Origin of the sequence: Belliella kenyensis, from assembly GCF_022549675.1 — a bacterium.
Lineage (GTDB): Bacteria > Bacteroidota > Bacteroidia > Cytophagales > Cyclobacteriaceae > Belliella > Belliella kenyensis.
Window position 1 is genome coordinate 150,011 of record NZ_JAKZGR010000004.1, and the last position, 16,750, is coordinate 166,760.

At 38.8% G+C, this 16,750-nt stretch carries 8 protein-coding genes; 3 read left to right on the plus strand and 5 right to left on the minus strand.

All coding sequences use genetic code 11. The features are described from left to right. The first annotated feature begins 693 nt into the window (after window positions 1-693). The 3 genes from MM214_RS05605 (at window position 694) to MM214_RS05615 (ending at window position 4,491) form a co-directional block, all read left to right on the plus strand. On the plus strand, window positions 694-1,692 hold the full coding sequence (locus tag MM214_RS05605) for a 4-hydroxyproline epimerase (RefSeq protein WP_241292976.1): 999 nt from the start codon (window positions 694-696) through the stop codon (window positions 1,690-1,692). Between the two features lie 526 nt (window positions 1,693-2,218). Next, window positions 2,219-3,466 (plus strand): NAD(P)/FAD-dependent oxidoreductase, encoded by a 1,248-nt coding sequence (locus MM214_RS05610; protein ID WP_241292978.1) that lies wholly within the window; start codon window positions 2,219-2,221, stop codon window positions 3,464-3,466. Between the two features lie 173 nt (window positions 3,467-3,639). Then, a complete protein-coding gene (locus tag MM214_RS05615) occupies window positions 3,640-4,491 on the plus strand; it encodes a DNA/RNA non-specific endonuclease (RefSeq protein ID WP_241292980.1) in 852 nt (283 codons plus the stop codon). Window positions 4,492-4,501: 10 nt separating this feature from the next. Here the strand turns inward: MM214_RS05615 and MM214_RS05620 are convergent, their stop codons facing one another. From MM214_RS05620 to MM214_RS05640, 5 genes are all read right to left on the minus strand, one after another. Further along, the gene (locus MM214_RS05620) at window positions 4,502-6,352 is read right to left on the minus strand and encodes an outer membrane protein assembly factor BamB family protein (protein WP_241292982.1); all 1,851 of its coding nucleotides are present in this window, start codon (window positions 6,350-6,352) and stop codon (window positions 4,502-4,504) included. A 12-nt stretch (window positions 6,353-6,364) separates the two neighbouring features. Then, the gene (locus MM214_RS19085) at window positions 6,365-8,029 is read right to left on the minus strand and encodes a S41 family peptidase (protein WP_241292984.1); all 1,665 of its coding nucleotides are present in this window, start codon (window positions 8,027-8,029) and stop codon (window positions 6,365-6,367) included. Between the two features lie 140 nt (window positions 8,030-8,169). Beyond that, window positions 8,170-11,136, minus strand: a complete 2,967-nt coding sequence (locus MM214_RS05630; RefSeq protein ID WP_241292986.1) for a glycoside hydrolase family 3 N-terminal domain-containing protein — start codon at window positions 11,134-11,136, stop codon at window positions 8,170-8,172. Between the two features lie 346 nt (window positions 11,137-11,482). Beyond that, complete coding sequence (locus tag MM214_RS05635; RefSeq protein WP_241292988.1) at window positions 11,483-13,192, minus strand: RagB/SusD family nutrient uptake outer membrane protein; 1,710 nt, start codon at window positions 13,190-13,192, stop codon at window positions 11,483-11,485. Between the two features lie 74 nt (window positions 13,193-13,266). Beyond that, entirely contained in the window at window positions 13,267-16,524 is a 3,258-nt protein-coding gene (locus MM214_RS05640) for a SusC/RagA family TonB-linked outer membrane protein (protein ID WP_241292990.1), read from the minus strand. Window positions 16,525-16,750 lie beyond the last annotated feature (226 nt).

The following is a 16,750-nucleotide window of genomic DNA, read 5'->3' on the forward strand; positions in this document are numbered from 1 at the left end:
AAAGATAGATACTTGTTGATATTTGGGGATATATGCCTTCGGCGAAATGTTGTTGAAATATAGCTTCGCTGAAATAGATTGGAATAGATATTTGGGGATATTCATGGATATTCAATTCTTGATATTTGGGGATATATTCCTTCGGCGAAATGTTGTTGAAATATAGCTTCGCTGAAATAGATTGAAATAGATATTTGGGGATATTCATGGATATTCAGTTCTTGATATTTGGGGATATATACCTTCGGCGAAATGTTGTTGAAATATAGCTTCGCTGAAATAGATTGAAATAGATATTTGGGGATATTCATGGATATTCAGTTCTTGATATTGATGGATATTCGCAGTGCGATATTTGTGGATATTGACCTTCACCTTAATAAAAGATTTGAAATATGCTTCGCGAAATAAAGTTGAAATTTACTTCGTGAAATATGGCTTCACCGAAATATATTGAAATCGATATTGATGGATACTTGCAGTGCGATAGTTGGGGATATTGACCTTAACCTTAATAAAAAGATTTGAAATATGCTTCGCGAAATAAAGTTGAAATTTACTTCGTGAAATAAGGTAGAAATATAGCTTCGCTGAAATATACTTCGCGAAATATTTCAACCGTATTTCTATAGTATTTCCACTTTATTTCTATAATATTTCAACCATATTTCTATAGTATTTCAATAATATAACATGAAAAAAACCTTCCAATGCATAGATGCCCATACTTGTGGCAATCCGGTGAGAGTAGTCTCAGGTGGAGTTCCATTTTTGAAAGGCAGTAACATGCTGGAAAAGCGTCAGTACTTTCTGGAAAACCTAGATTGGATTAGGACAGGGCTGATGTTTGAACCACGTGGTCACGATATGATGTCGGGCTCCATGCTTTTTCCTCCTCATAATCCTGAAAACGACGTAGCTGTTTTATTCATAGAAACCTCAGGTTGCTTGCCCATGTGTGGGCATGGAACTATAGGGACGATTACCATAGCCATTGAGGAAAGTTTAATTCAGCCTAAAACCCCTGGTTTTCTTAAAATGGAGACTCCTGCGGGTTTGGTTTTGGTATCATACAATCAAGAGGGAAATAAAGTTACTTCTGTAAAACTGACCAACGTAAAAAGCTTCTTAGCAGCAGAAGGACTAGAAATCGAAACAGAGGAACTGGGTAAGTTAACTGTAGATGTAGCATATGGCGGCAACTTTTATTGTATAGTAGACCCTCAAGAAAATTTTGTGGGACTGGAATACTACAAGGCCGAGCAGTTGATCTCTATGGCAAGAAATTTAAGACAAAAGATGAATGAAAAATACGATTTCGTCCATCCCGAACATCCGCAGATCAAGGGACTTTCGCATGTCTTGTGGACAGGTAAAACCTTGGACTCCAGCAGCACTGCAAGAAACGCCGTATTCTATGGGGACAAAGCCATAGACAGATCTCCTTGTGGTACAGGCACATCGGCAAGAATGGCACAGTGGTTTGCCAAGGGCTTACTGAAACCAGGAGAAGATTTTATCCATGAGAGTTTTATTGGTTCTAAATTTACAGGAAGAATAGAAGAAGTCACTGAGATTGCAGGAAAGCCTGCCATCATTCCAAGTATAGAAGGTTGGGCAAAGGTGTATGGGTACAACACCATCATCTTAGATGATGATGACCCTTATGTGCATGGATTTCAGGTAATTTAGAGTTTCGAACGTGGAATCTTTTACGATCACCATCGGAATGATGTTGTTAAGGCTGTTCTAAGGGATTTTTATTTAAATCGGTAGATACAGGTCTTATCAAAGCTTAGTAAATAGCAAAAAACATCAAAATCATCCCTGCAAATATAAAAATTAATTTTATTTTTGCAGGGATGATTAAGCGATTTATACATTCAGAATTTTTATAATCACCCCAGGTGAAGGAAGGATTTGTTCTAATAGATAAATTATCCGATATTTTTAATATTAGACCAGATAAATTATCCGATATTTTTACTATTAGAGTCAAAAAGCTATAGTGAAATCGACAAGGAGCTACCACAACTTCCATCAATCCAATACCATTTTTCGTCAATCCATTCCAACTCTATTTTTCCAATAAACCTTATATTCGTAGCTTAAAGGAAGTCAAAAGCATATAACCAAAATGCTTATCTTTCTCTATCAATACCATCAAAAACCTAAGCACCAAGTTCTTTGTATTTGGTACTTGATACATTGTAAAAAAATGAAACCAACCATCATCATCGGCGGAGGCATCGTGGGACTATTTACTGCTTACTACCTTCAGCAGCAAGGAGTAGAAGTCATCATCATTGACAAGAGTGACTTGAAATCCAACACTTCTACTGGTAATGCCGGCATGATTGTGCCCAGCCATATTATTCCTTTGGCTGCCCCAGGGATGATCAGCAAGGGTATTTCGTGGATGTTTTCCTCCAAAAGCCCCTTTTACATTCACCCAAGGTTAGACAGAAAACTCTTAGAATGGTCTTGGCTATTTTATAAAGCTGCCAATGCCAAACACGTAGAAAAGAGTATTCCTTTTTTGAAAAATATCAGTTTGCTCAGTAAGAGTCTCTATCAAGATTTCAAATTAGCGCATGTAGATGCCGATTTGGAATTGGCAGAAAAGGGACTGATGATGCTCTACCAAACCCCCGAGGTGGAAAAAGAGGAAATTGAATTCGCACATTTGGCAAGAAAACATGGGCTGGAAGCAGAGATATTAAGCCCTTCAGATATTGAGAAGATTGAGCCAAACCTTGAAGTAAATGCTAGAGGAGCAGTCCTATTTCCAGGCGATGCACACTTGTCACCAGCAGCTTTGTACAGCTTTTTGAAAAAACATCTTGTAGCAAAAGGAGTGGCTTTCAAGCCAAACCTTCAAGTACGAGGTTTTGAGAAAACTGGTGGAAAAGTAACTTCGGTAATCACAGATGAGGGTGCCCTAGAAGGATCTCAGTTTGTCTTATGTGGAGGAGCTTGGACTGGTGAATTGGCGGGAATGTTGGGCTTCAGATTACCCATGATGGGAGGAAAGGGCTATAGTTTCATTCAAGAAAACCGACCAGAGATCAAGCAAGCAGCGATCTTAACAGAGACAAAAGTTGCAGTAAGCCCCTATGGTTCGCAAATCCGATTTGGTGGAACGATGGAGATAGCTGGCCTCAATGAAAATATCAATCTCAATAGAGTCCGGGGAATTTTCGAATCTATCAACAGCTATTACCCTGACTTTAAGTCCAAATTCCCTGAAACCGAACAGATATGGAAAGGACTAAGACCTTGCTCACCGGATGGGCTTCCATACATCGGTCTGGCGCCTGGTCTGGAAAATGTACTAGTCGGATCCGGCCATGGCATGATGGGGATTTCTATGGCCCCAGCCACGGGAAAACTTCTTACCCAAATCCACCAAAAAGAAGCTACAGGAATCTTGATTGATGCATTTGGGGTAGGGAGGTATGAGTGAAAGAGCGTTTTATGATACAATAGGATCCTCTATCAAGCTTGTGAAAACTCAACTTTCACAAAATTCACTTACAAAACAATAAATTCAACTGATTTGAAAATGGTTGTCTGGCTCAGTTAAATTTCTCCCAATTTATCTTTACTTTCGAAGCCAAACAGAAAATCTTGAAAAAAATGAAACGGGCAGCGCTTCTTTTACTGCTTTTTACATGTATTACCAATTGTAAAACAATTGAAACCACTCAAAGAAAAAACCCTGAACCACAATCATTTTCACAAGTCAGGTCAAATTCAACAACAATAATAGAGGAACCGCAAGTTGACCTCTCATTTGTTTCGGTAGAGTTCAGGGATTTTGTACCAGAGGTAATTTCAAGAGATCTTTTTTTGGATTACAATGGATTTGTATTGGAGTTTGATACCCTAACTCAGCATGCCAAGTGGGTAAGTTATTTACTTTGCAGAGAAAATCTAGGCAATGGCCAAGAGAGATCCAGCAATTTTAGAATGGAAAAAAGGCTGGGTGATCACAGCCCAAGAGATGCTTCTTACAAAAATTCGGGATATGACAGAGGCCATTTGGCACCTGCAGCAGATATGAGCTACAGTGCAGAAAGCATGTATGATAGCTTTTTCCTCACCAATGCAAGCCCCCAAGTCCCTGGGTTCAACAGAGGGATTTGGAAAAGGCTTGAGGAACAAATTAGAAAATTCGCAACCGAAAAAGATTCAATCTTTATCGCTACAGGCCCGATCTTGGATAAAGACCTTCCTACCTTGGGCAACAGCAAGATTTGCATACCAGAATATTACTACAAGGTAATCTTGAAGAAGGATCCAATACACCCACAGGGTATAGGATTCATTTTGAGAAATGAATCAGCTTCAGGTGATTTGAGTGCATATGCGATCAGCATAGACAGCGTGGAAGTAATGACCGGAATTAATTTTTTCCCACTGCTTGACGCAAAGCAAGAAGCTCAGGCCGAAAGCAAGTTTGACCTGAAATATTGGTTTGGAGACTAATATTTCATTCTCAAAACTCGAGCAGCTCAACCTTCCCATCCATAGTCGCCACGATTAGGCTATTTCCTGAAATAACATTAACTGTGTTGACCATCGAATTGTCTACTTTGTGAGCCCAGTTGATTTCTTGAGATTTAGGATCAATACTATAAACTACTCCCGATTTGGTACCGAAAAAGACCCTTCCTTCTTTTTCAATCAGCATAGATGGAACATGCTCGTAGCCAAATCCACAATCCATTCTCCAAGCTAACTTCGCTTCGGATTCACCTGTTTTGAATGCTACAATGTCATCATTCATTGTCTTTCCATAGATCAAGCTACCATCATCTGAAATCCCAATAGACTCTCTCACTGTAGCTTCATTTGTTCGCCACAAAGTTTTCCCTGACTTGGAATCAATCGCTGTCAAAAATCTATCTGGAGCCACTATGTAAATCACACCTTCATGAGCCACTGGAATACACATGGCAGGAGAGTACATTCTATTTGGCGAACCATTATCCCACTTCCAAAGTAAGACCCCCGTTTCAATGTTCAAAGCATATAAATGCCTATCCCAAGCTCCAAAAACAATCATATTGTCATAGATCAGAGGCTTACTGACCACAGGCCCCGAGATTCCTTCAAAAGTCCAGTTTTCTGCCCCCGTATTTACATCGATGGATCTAAATGTACCATCACTTCCCCCGATCAAAACAGCATCACCATATAATTCAGGAGAACCCAATACGGCCTTTTCAAAACTTTTCTTCCATACCAAATTGCCACTAGCATGTTCTAAGGCATATACATTGCCATCTCCAGAACCCATAATCACCAAATCATTTGAAATCACCGGTGAAGAAAAAATTCCGCCATCAGTCTCAAATGACCAAATCACCTCTCCAGTATTCTTGTCCAATGTCTCGATTTTCCCCACTGCATTTCCAAAAATCACCTTTCCATCAGTATAAGCAGGCGTAGAAATCACATTGGCATCCGAATGGTATGACCACCTTTTCTTAACATTTGGATACTTTTCATTGATGTCAAAACTTGGTCTAATGTAAACTTGATTTGGATCAAATTCCCTTTTACCCAATGCTATCTTATGCCAAGAGTCTTTGGTTCCTACTCCTGGATTTCTTTCCTGAAAATAAGCCGTATCGGATTCAATACTGATCCACTGATAACCTCCAACCTCATCCTTTGCACGAAGATTTGAGCGGCTCATAACCCCTGGAATACCCTCAAAATCATACACTTTGTTATTATGACCGTGCCCACAGACGGAAAATTGCGTGTTGTAATTTTTCAATCTATCAGTCGCTTCATACCAATTGTCAAGCGCATTGTCTAATGGATAATGATTCACATTGATGATTCGTTGATCTGTGGGCGTAGCACGCAAAACAGAATCCATCCAAACGACAGCATCCCGAGGAATATGCCCATCAGACATCCTTACGTATGGCCCCGAAGAAGTCCCGATAAATTTGTATCCTTTGTGCTCAAAGACAAATTTGTCATCGCCAAAAGCTTGGATAAAGCCTACCCCTCCTGACTCTGACCAGCCTGTGTCATGATTTCCAGGAATGATGTAGTATGGAATATTCAATTGGACGATAATCGCTTTTGCCGTGGCAATTTCCTCTTCTGTACCCATCTCGGTAATATCACCTGTCAGCAGTACAAAATCCAAATCAGTCTGCTTATTGATATCTTCCACCGTCCGTTGTAGATCTTCTTCAGCCACCCCATTTGGAGAGCCGATATGCAAGTCTGTGACAAGAGCAAATTTGAAATCTTGGCCATAGGACCCTAGTGCCAAAAAAATCATTAAAATCGTTAAAGCAAATTTTATTGGAAATATACGCATGGATGTATGAGGTTATTTATCGCTGGATTTTATCAACTCTATTCCTTTTAGGATATACTGATCGTGAACAAAATTTGAAGTTGTTTCTTGTACATAGTAATCAATATTCAAACCTTTTCCTTGTACTACCGCCCCATTCGGGTAAAAGCCTCCTAAACTTGTAAAAAGAATTTCAGACAAATCTGGCAAAGTAAATATTGAAACATTCATTAGAGCACCTGATGTTGTGTCTCCTACGGTGACACAATTTGGGGCTGCTTGGATAGCCATACCAATGAATTCTGCCTTACTTTGTGTAGAATGATTTACCAATAAAATTACTTTCCCATCATAAAATTTGGAGTTTTTTCTACCACTTTTAAATGGATCCACTATAGCCCTAATAGGAGAATTAAATATTTTCGATAAAGAAGGTCTATTGGTAATTGGAGCCAATACTTGTACAAACTTTTTCCTTTCTGGATAAATATTTTTTGATATCTCATCTAAGATGTCATGCTTTGGATAATTTCTTAAGTCAAATATTATTCCTTGGGTCTTAGACAGATCTTTGAATGCACTTTTCACTTCTTTTTTTGTAATAGAATGCAAGTTGATATAACCTACATTTTCATCAATTACCCCCCATTTTTCTCCATATAAAAAAGTAGGTAAAGCCACGTAATCCTTAATTTCAAAATTTTTATGAAGCTTTATATATTTCATTGTAAGTGTATCATTTCTATCGATAGTTACTTTAATAGAATCTTCTCCACTACGCAAAGCTGATATTGAATTTCTTTTTAAGTAAGAATCATTAGAAGCTGAAACTACATATTTTAATTTATTGCTTAAATAAAGTTCAGGTGTTTCATCCTCTAAACTTACAATCCGATCACCTAGTTTAATATCATCTCTTTCAGTTAAATCTACATTGAACAATGCTGTAACCACGAGTGTATCATTGACTAATTTTATTCCAAAAGGAGGTCTCTTTGAAAACAACAAATCATTTAATTTTTGGGAAATAAATGAAGTATGAGAATCATTTATTGAGGCAATCATTTTATGCTTAACTTTTTCATACTCAATATCGGATTTGCAATCAGCAAACTCAGGAACAAAGTCATCCAATAAATCAAACCAATTTGGTTGAATTAAATATTTATTGACATAGTAATACTGTATTAGATTCCAAAAACTAAATAATGTCAACAACCTATGGCTTTTTATATCCGAATCAAATGTTTCAAATCCAACTTCATTGTCAAATTTTGGGATTTTTGACAAAAAGTTGGAATTAGATATGTAATAATTTTTGATATTCGTATTACTTTTTAGATCTTTCAATTTACCATATAGGAGATTGTTAGGTTTGTAAAACTCAATCCAATCATAATCATAATTCTCCATAAACAGCCCATCAAAATTATTGGAAGCTTTGATTTTGCCAGAATCTATGGATGTAATAAACTGTAACAAAAAGTGGTCGAGATCTTCTTTTGTCAGAACATCATCCAATTTTTTGATATTCTCAACAAATTTCTCATCCCAATTGTATTCTCCTTTGCTAACAATCGGGTGATGGTATTTCATCAGCCCCCATACCAATCCAAATTGTTTGTATTTTTCAAAATCCCCTATTTTCTCCTTGCTTTGTGCATTAGCGTTAAATGTTAAGCTAAAAGAAAATAGCACCAGGATAAGTAAACTAATTTTGTGATGTGATATCATTTTGTAAATTTATTGATTACTATATTTAAAAACTATGTATTTAGGGGTGTTTTTTTACAAAAAGGAGTTCCTACAAGCCTTTTATTTAAGTTTGAATTTTCTAATCATTGAAGTTGACCACTTTTTGACAGCGCATCATAAGCTACCTGCATGACTTTTGTCCGTGTTCCCAATTGGGAAAGTTTGGAGTTCTCCCGAGTTGGATTTACACGGTTGGACAGGAAAATATATACTAGCTCATTTTCTGGATCTACCCAAGCATAAGTTCCTGTGAAACCAGTATGTCCAAAACTAGAAGCTGGAGCATCTTTTGCGGCATTGCCATTCTCGCTTCCTGGAGTTCTAGGTCTATCAAACCCCAAGGCTCTGTAATTACCTTCGTCACAGAATTTACATTTTGAAAATTCACCCACTACATTGTTGCCAATAATCACTTCATCAGCATACACGCCATCGTTCAAATAGAGCTGCATCAATTTTGCCAAATCATGCGCATTTCCAAACAAACCAGCATGACCACTCACCCCTCCCAGCATGGCAGCACCTTCATCATGTATAGTGCCATGGAGCAATTGCTTCCTGAAAAGTGAATCATATTCTGTTGGAACAATTTGATCTAAATCATACTTAAGATATGGGTTGAATGTCAGTGACTTGGCACCTATGTGGCTATAGATATTCTCTTGCAAGTATTCTTCAAAATCCTGACCCGAGATAGCTTTCACAACCTCTGGAGCAAGTATAAATGACAAATCACTGTAAACATACTTACCTTTTTCACCCAAAGGAGAGTCTAAAATTTGCCTATAGATTTTATTCTTATAATTCTTGTGGATATAAAGGTCTTGTGCAGCAAGTACAGGGAATCTTTTTGACTCGGAATATTTGAAAGTATTCCATTTGAATTTGCCATTTTTTCTCACTGTCTCCTTCCAAAACGGAATCCAAGCTTGTAATCCTGCTTGATGTGTTAGAATATCGACATACTTGATATTTTCCTTGCTTGTGCCTCTTGCCATGGGAAGATATTCTCCAAATGTCCCATTTTCATCAAATTTCCCTTCACATTTCAATTTCATCAATGCTGCCAAACTTGTACTGATTTTGGTAACTGATGCCAAATCATAAAGGTGCTCATTTTCTACCTTGACATTACTTTCGTAGGTATGTGTACCAAATGACTCATGGAAGATTACTTTCCCACTTTTGGCAATCAAAACTTGTGCACCTGGAATAGCTTTACTTGTAATAGCTTCTTTCACCAAAGTCTCAATCGCTTCAAAATCCCTTGAGTCCATTCCAAATTCTTCTGGAAATGAATACCCAAGACGCAGCCCTCCACTTGTCTGTAATCCATCACCGACTTTGAAATCAGCATTGACTGTCACCGGCAACTTCCCTTTAGCTCCCAATGCTCCAAAAATAATCTGAGAGGCAATGTTTTGGGCGTTCTCTGACTCTTGATAAGTTGCCATAACAGCATGGGCTCTAGCAAGCTGATCAAATTCCGCCAAGCTATAGACATTTCCAAACACAGATACAATGGTTGGCTTTTGCTCCATCAGTTTTTTGAGAAAAAACTTCGTCTCAGAAGTAACACCGAACCTACTTGCACCAGCTCTCATTTGAAGTTTATGCACACCTGCAATTACCAATGAATAATCTTCCAACTCCTTCATCAAAGATTGAAACTCCTCTATACTGGCATTGTGAGAGATAAAGAAATGATCTACCTCAGCAAATCTTCCCAAACCTTTCTGAAAGGAGGTTTCCTCAGCTGTTCCAATAGCCAAAGCAGCAATTTTTTGCTTGCCAAGGTTTTTTATTGGAATAATATCCTCCTTATTTCTTAGTAAGGTAATGGATGCTTCTGTCAGTTTTTTATTCAAGCTTTGCGCCTGTGGGTTGTTCAAGTCTTCATAGAGACTCTTCAGTTCCACAGGTTCATATTTATCCAAACCAAGCCAATATTTGGCTTCCAGTACTTTCTTTACTCTGTGTTCGATTTCTTCTATCGTAATTTCATTTCTTTCAATCGCCTTTTTGATCTCGCTGATTGTCCTCTCCACGTTCATGGTATTGAGAAGCATATCATTTCCAGCCAAAAGTGCTTTCATATCCACTTCACCAGGTTCATAGAATTTGGCCACACCCTGCATATTCAAAGCGTCAGTGAATACCAGACCCTCATAATTGAGGTCATTTTTCAATAAATCGGTAACTATGGGTTTAGAAAGAGTAGATGCCAGATTATGGGTAGAATCGTAAGCTGGAACATTCATGTGTGCGACCATTACACTTCCAAGACCTTCATCAAAAAGCCTTTTGAATGGATACAGTTCTGTGTCTTCCATTCTGATTTTGGAGAAATGAATGACTGGTAATCCATAATGGGAGTCCACATTGGTATCTCCGTGCCCTGGAAAGTGTTTTGCATTTGCAAGTACCTTATTATCCTGCATCCCCTTCATGTACGCCATTGCTTTGCTGGCGACATTTTCTTTTTGTTCACCAAAAGACCTGTAGCCTATCACAGGATTGTTCACATTGTTATTGATATCCACTACTGGAGCAAAATTCACATGAACACCAACCCTTCTACATTGCAGGGCTATTTCTTTGCCCATTTGATAGATCAGGCTTTCGTCGGCTATCCCTCCTAAGGACATTTGATAAGGAAAACTCATCGTACTATCCAGCCTCATTCCAAGACCCCATTCACCATCAATGGAAATCATCAATGGAATTTTTGCTTTTTCTTGGAGCTTGTTGGTCATGATAGCTTGTCTTACAGGACCACCCTGAAAAAAAATAATTCCACCCACTTGATATTTTTCGACCAATCTCGATATAGAATCTACATGAACTTGATCCTTGTTTGAATAAGCAGGGATCATAATCAATTGAGCAATCTTTTCATCTAAAGTCATGGATTGAAATCTGGCGTCGACCCATTCACTTCCCTGACCCTTGAAAGGTGGAGGGATGATTGTTTTGTCTTGCGCAAAAGCTTTAGTGACTCCTAAGATGATCAAAATTGAAAAAAGTATACTGGCTAAATTAAATTTCATTTTTCGTTGATGGTTTATTCTGTTATAATTTAGTGATGAAATAGGATTTTCTATGTCACAATATGGTTATCGGCAACACATTTTTATTAATACCCTATTTTGAAGGCAAATTTTATCGACCATTACGGCGATATCTCACTTCGTCTCCCTCTGGTGAGGTAAATTCGGCATGACTAATCCCTTCATATCTCGCATCTTAAATCTCCCCCGCTTCTTGTGCCTCAAATCTCATGTCTTGTGTTTTAAATCTAAAATCTAAATTTTAAAATCTAGAATTACTAAAAGAAAGGAAAGAGCCCGACCTGTGTGGCTGTCGAGCTCTCCAAAAAATAAACCTATGTTCATTTTACCATCCTTCGTTTTGAGTCAAAGTGACGCCATTTTCTTCATAAAGTGCAATTTGATCAATTGGAATAGGATCGAGATAAACTCTTGGATTATTGAATACCCTCTGAGCAGCTGCTACAGTAGCAGGTATGATGTAACCTTCTGATCCTTCAGATAGGACTACACTACTTTGTAAGTTTGGAAACTCTGCTCTAGTAACCCATGCACCTCTATTGATAGATGGATTAGCCTGTGTATCTGCATATTCTAGTTTAGCCCATCTTCTGAGATCATTGAGTCTGAAACCTTCCATCATCAATTCTACCCTTCGCTCTCTTCTTACTTCCCATAGAATGGATGATACACTTTGATCTCTAGCTGGATCATCGTAGGCTACACCATTGACAGCAAATCTATCTCCTACTAGAGTAACTGAAGGAAGATTGACTCCTGGTCTAGCACGAAGAACATTGATTGACTTATCCAGATCAGCCTGTGTAAGTGGTGCTCCTCCTAAAGACGCTAGCTCAGCAGCCGCTTCGAGATAATTCACCAAAACCTCTCCATATCTCATTACAGGAGAATCTATGATGTTCAGGTTTGAGCTTCCCTCAGGAAGGGTTCTAAGAGATTCATTCAAGTATTTGTGAGTTGCTACACCAGAAGTACTAAAGTTTGGCGAAATACCATTGAGTCTAAACTGGCTAGTGACAAAAGTCTCTTGTATCCTTGAATCTCTATTTGCAAACATGGCTTCCCTAGTTCTATCACCTTGATAAAGTGGGGATATACCTATAGGCAACCCATCAGAAGCGAGGTATGCATCAAGAGCATTTTTGGAGACCCCAGTCTGAGGCTCGTTGTTATTGTAGCTCATCAAAGCATGCGTAAGTAGTCCAGCTTCATAATGTCGGAAAATAATCACCTCAGGATTGCTCGCTAAATTTACAGAAGTGAATACCTGTCTATAATTTCCCAAAGAGTATCTACCTGATTGAATTAATTGATTGGCTGCACTTTTAGCAGCTTCAAAATACTTAGCGGCCTTTTGATCATCTCCAAGGTGATATTTTTGCCATGAGGCTTCGAAAAGCATCATTTGAGACATATAAGCCAATACCACGTCTCTATTTACAGTTTGCTTTGGTGTGCCATCTGACTGCCTTACCATTCGAGAAGCGTACTCAAAGTCCTCAAGAACTTTATCCATTACAAAACCCCTAGGATCTCTTGGTCTATAAAGCATTTCCAAATTTGCATCATCTACTTCTTCTTCAAACCAAGGAGCATCACCAAACTGCTGAACAATCTGAGCATATTCTATTGCTCTGAAAAATCTAGCTACTCCAGACCAATGATTGATTGCTTCTTCAGACATAGGCACGGTCTTTATCCTGTTCAAGAATAAATTCGCTTTACGCACCCAAGTGAATCTCCAGTATGATGCAGTAGCAGCTGTGACTGGCTGTAACCTAAACTGGGTAGGGCTCGAAGGAGCGAAGTCATCGTTCAATGATTGACCTGAGAAGAACCTCCCCCACGTAAATCCTGATCCATATCCAGAGAAATACTGAGGATAAAAACCCCATGCAAATGTTCGCACATTGGATTCATTGGTCCAATATGTCTCATCGGTAAGACGGTCTAATGGCGGTCTTTCAAGAAAATCTTCTTGGCAACTTACCAGAACCATAGACATCAATAATATTGCTAATATTTTAATTTTCATTTTTGTCAATTTTAAAGTTTCTAACTGTCTCAAAACTTGAGTTTTAGCTTACATGATTGATTATATTGCTATCATCAAAGGGTAAGTTGCAAACCAAATGAAACTGATCTCTGAAATGGATACACCCTACCGAAAGTGGCTGCATCATTCAGCCCTGCTGGCGTATACTCTGTCTCAGGGTCGATTGGGAGGTTGAGATTATCAAGTTCAAATAAATTTTCACCTGAGAAATATACCCTTAATCTTTCGACCTTGACTCTTTTTGAAAGTGTAGCTGGTATGGTATAACCAAAGGTGACGTTTTTCAACCTTGTGTAAGACATATCCAACAAATATTTAGTCTGCGGCAAGAAATTCCTCATGTTATTGGACTGTGAATGATCCGTAGGTCTAGGGTAGAATGCATTAGGATTCTCGGGAGTCCAATAGTCTAGCTGATGCTCATACCATGCTTCACCTGGTCTGAAACCTGGCACAAATAGGGGGCCATTTGCCCAGAAGTCTCTTTTACCCACTCCTTGAACAAACAAACTCAAGTCGAAACCTTTGTAATCGGCACCTAATCTTATACCATATTGGTATCTTGGAGTTGAGTTACCAATCACCCTCATGTCCCCTGGATCATCGATGGTATTGGTTCCTCTGTCAATTTTACCATCTCCATTAAGGTCCTTGTATTTGACATCGCCTGGCCCATAGAAGAACCATCCACTTTCAAAGAAAGATTGATCAGGAATACCATCTACCAATACGTATCTGCCGTTATCCAAAACAAATTCTCCATTAGCATCTCTTACAAAATCTTCATTGGTAAAGAATCTATCAGTTTCAAAGCCCCAAATTTCACCCAATACACGTCCTGGACGGTTAGAGTTTACGCCTCGATTGTCGGCAAAATCTGTGATCACCTCTTTAAAGTCAGAAAGCATTACTGTGGAGAAAAGTCTCAGACCATTTCTGAATTTGTGATTATAATCTACCGCAAGTTCCCAACCTGTGGTCTGCAATTCTCCAAGATTCTGCTTGGTAGCAGCAGTACCAAATGAAGAAGGAAGTACCAGTCCTGCGCTATGCATATCACTTGTAGTCCTTCTGTACCAATCAAAAGTAACTCCGAATCTGTCTTTGAAGAATCTAGCGTCAAACCCGAAATCTAGCGTACTTATCGTCTCCCAAGTCAAAGCCGAAGGCAATGCTCCAGGAGTAGCTACTGTCAACATGTTTTCATTTCCAATCACCCAACCAGAGTTGCTTGAGTTCATGATTCTATAAATATCTCCAAGGAAGGCATTTTGGTTACCAATAGATCCATAAGAAGCCCTAAGCTTCATAAATGAAAGTACAGGCTCTACTGATTGCATAAATGACTCCTCGGACAGAATATATCCAGCAGACATGGAAGGGAAAAATGCCCATCTTTCGGTAGGAGATAGTCTAGAAGATCCATCATACCTACCATTCAGTTCTAGCAATAGCTTATTGCGGAACGTATAGTTGAATCTACTGAAAAAACCCAAAGTTGCCCATTCGTTTCTACTACCAGACACAAACATTTCACCTGTAGCTAGCGAAAGCTCACCTCGGTCAGGATCCATAAGATTTCTCCTTTGAGACATATGAGACCAAAATTCGAACGTTTCGATATCAGAACCAGCCATGAACTTGAAGGAATGATCTTTGCCTAAGTCAAGCTCGTAAGTTGCAAAAGCTCTACCAGTGTTTCTTTTACTCATGTCTGAATCATACTGTACCCTATTGAAAGCTGGTCCACTGTAAGGGTCATAGCTCAAGTTGGCACCAGTTGCCCAAAAGTTGTAAGCTGAAAGTATCCCACCAGTCTGATGATATTGACGATTGTTGTTACTATAGGTATAATCCAAGTTGAAACTTAGGCCTTTCAGCGGACGAATGGTAGTCCCTAGATTGATACGCGACATGGTCGTATTTTCATTATTCATTTTGGCTTGCTCCACTTCATTGATGGAGTTCCTGAATGGACGTCCTTCATACGTTCCATAAGGGTAGACAGCTTGCCACCTGAATATATAGTACCATGGATCATAAGTCTCACTAGCAAAATTAAAAGGTTGAGTAAATTCTGTTTCTGAATAAAGAACTTTCGCCCTTACTTCTAACCATTTGTTGACTTCGGTGCTAACACTAAAGTTAAGATTGTATCTATTAAACTCATCTGGATTTACTTTCAAAACACCTTCTTGACCTAAGTAGCCAGCACCTAGGTAATACTTTGTCTTATCTGTACCACCAGATACAGATACGTCATGCTTTTGTTGTGGAGTCCATTGTCTCATGAACAACTCTGCTGGATCCCATGATCTATAAAAAAACAACCTACCATCTCTGATTTCAAAATCTCTTCCTAGCACCATCTCCGGACCTAAGTTCTGTCCTCCATAAGTCGCTTCCCATTCTCTCATCTTTTGAATTCCAATTTGATCAAAAGCCATACCTACAGCACTGAACACATTGGTAGAGGGATTTGTACGCTGCAATGCTCTAAAAGCCATTTCGGCTCCATCAGCGGCATTGGCGATTACAGGAGCATAAGTTGGGGTATTCCACGAAAAATTGTTTGAATAAGAAACTCTTGGCTTGTCACCTTTTGCACCTGACTTGGTGGTGACTAGTATCACACCCCACGCTGCACGAGAACCATAGATAGAGGAAGCAGCAGCATCTTTCAGGACAGAAATACTTTCTATATCTTCTGGGTTGATTAATTGCAAGCTTTCGATTTCCACATTATCTACTAGAATAAGTGGCTGAGCACCTGCCGAATTACTTAAAGTACCTGTCATCCCTCTCAATCGGATGTTTGGATTTCGACCGATTTGTCCACTTGGTGTGGTAATCGTCAGACCAGGCACGGTACCTTGAAGACCTCTACCCACATCTGTGATTGGTCTAGATGCCAATACCTCCGTATCTACTGTGGTTACTGCACCTGTGACATTGCTTCTTTTCTGAGTTCCGTAACCTACCACCACAAACTCTTCCAATGTTTTGGTATCAGATGCCAATACGACATTTAAGTTTGATTGGCCTTCGATTAAGATTTCTTGGGCTATCATACCGATGAAACTAAATCGAAGTGTCTCACCTCTGCTGACTTGGATTCTAAACTGACCATCTATGTCAGTTGTGACTCCTTGACTGGTACCTTTTACAGTTACACTGACTCCTGGTAGTGTCAACCCATCATCAGCAGAAGTAACTACCCCTGTGATCTCCCTTCCTTGGGCAAAGGTCTGAATGCTGATGAATAGAAAGCTGAGACTCCATATTGAACTAAGCAATAAAAGTTTCTTCATGTGAAATTAATTTATAGAGTTGTTAAATATTTTGTGTGTTTAATAGGTCTATTGTTAGGTTTTTATGGTGTATATAATCACTTTGGATTTCTTTATTTCAAATCTTGTATCCCAAATACTATTGCATTGATCTAGGTAAATTGCTACTCAATGCTTTGCATTTTGGACAAAAGATCTAATCAATTATCTGCGACTTTTGCACCTTGTAAATTTTTCTATAAAAACA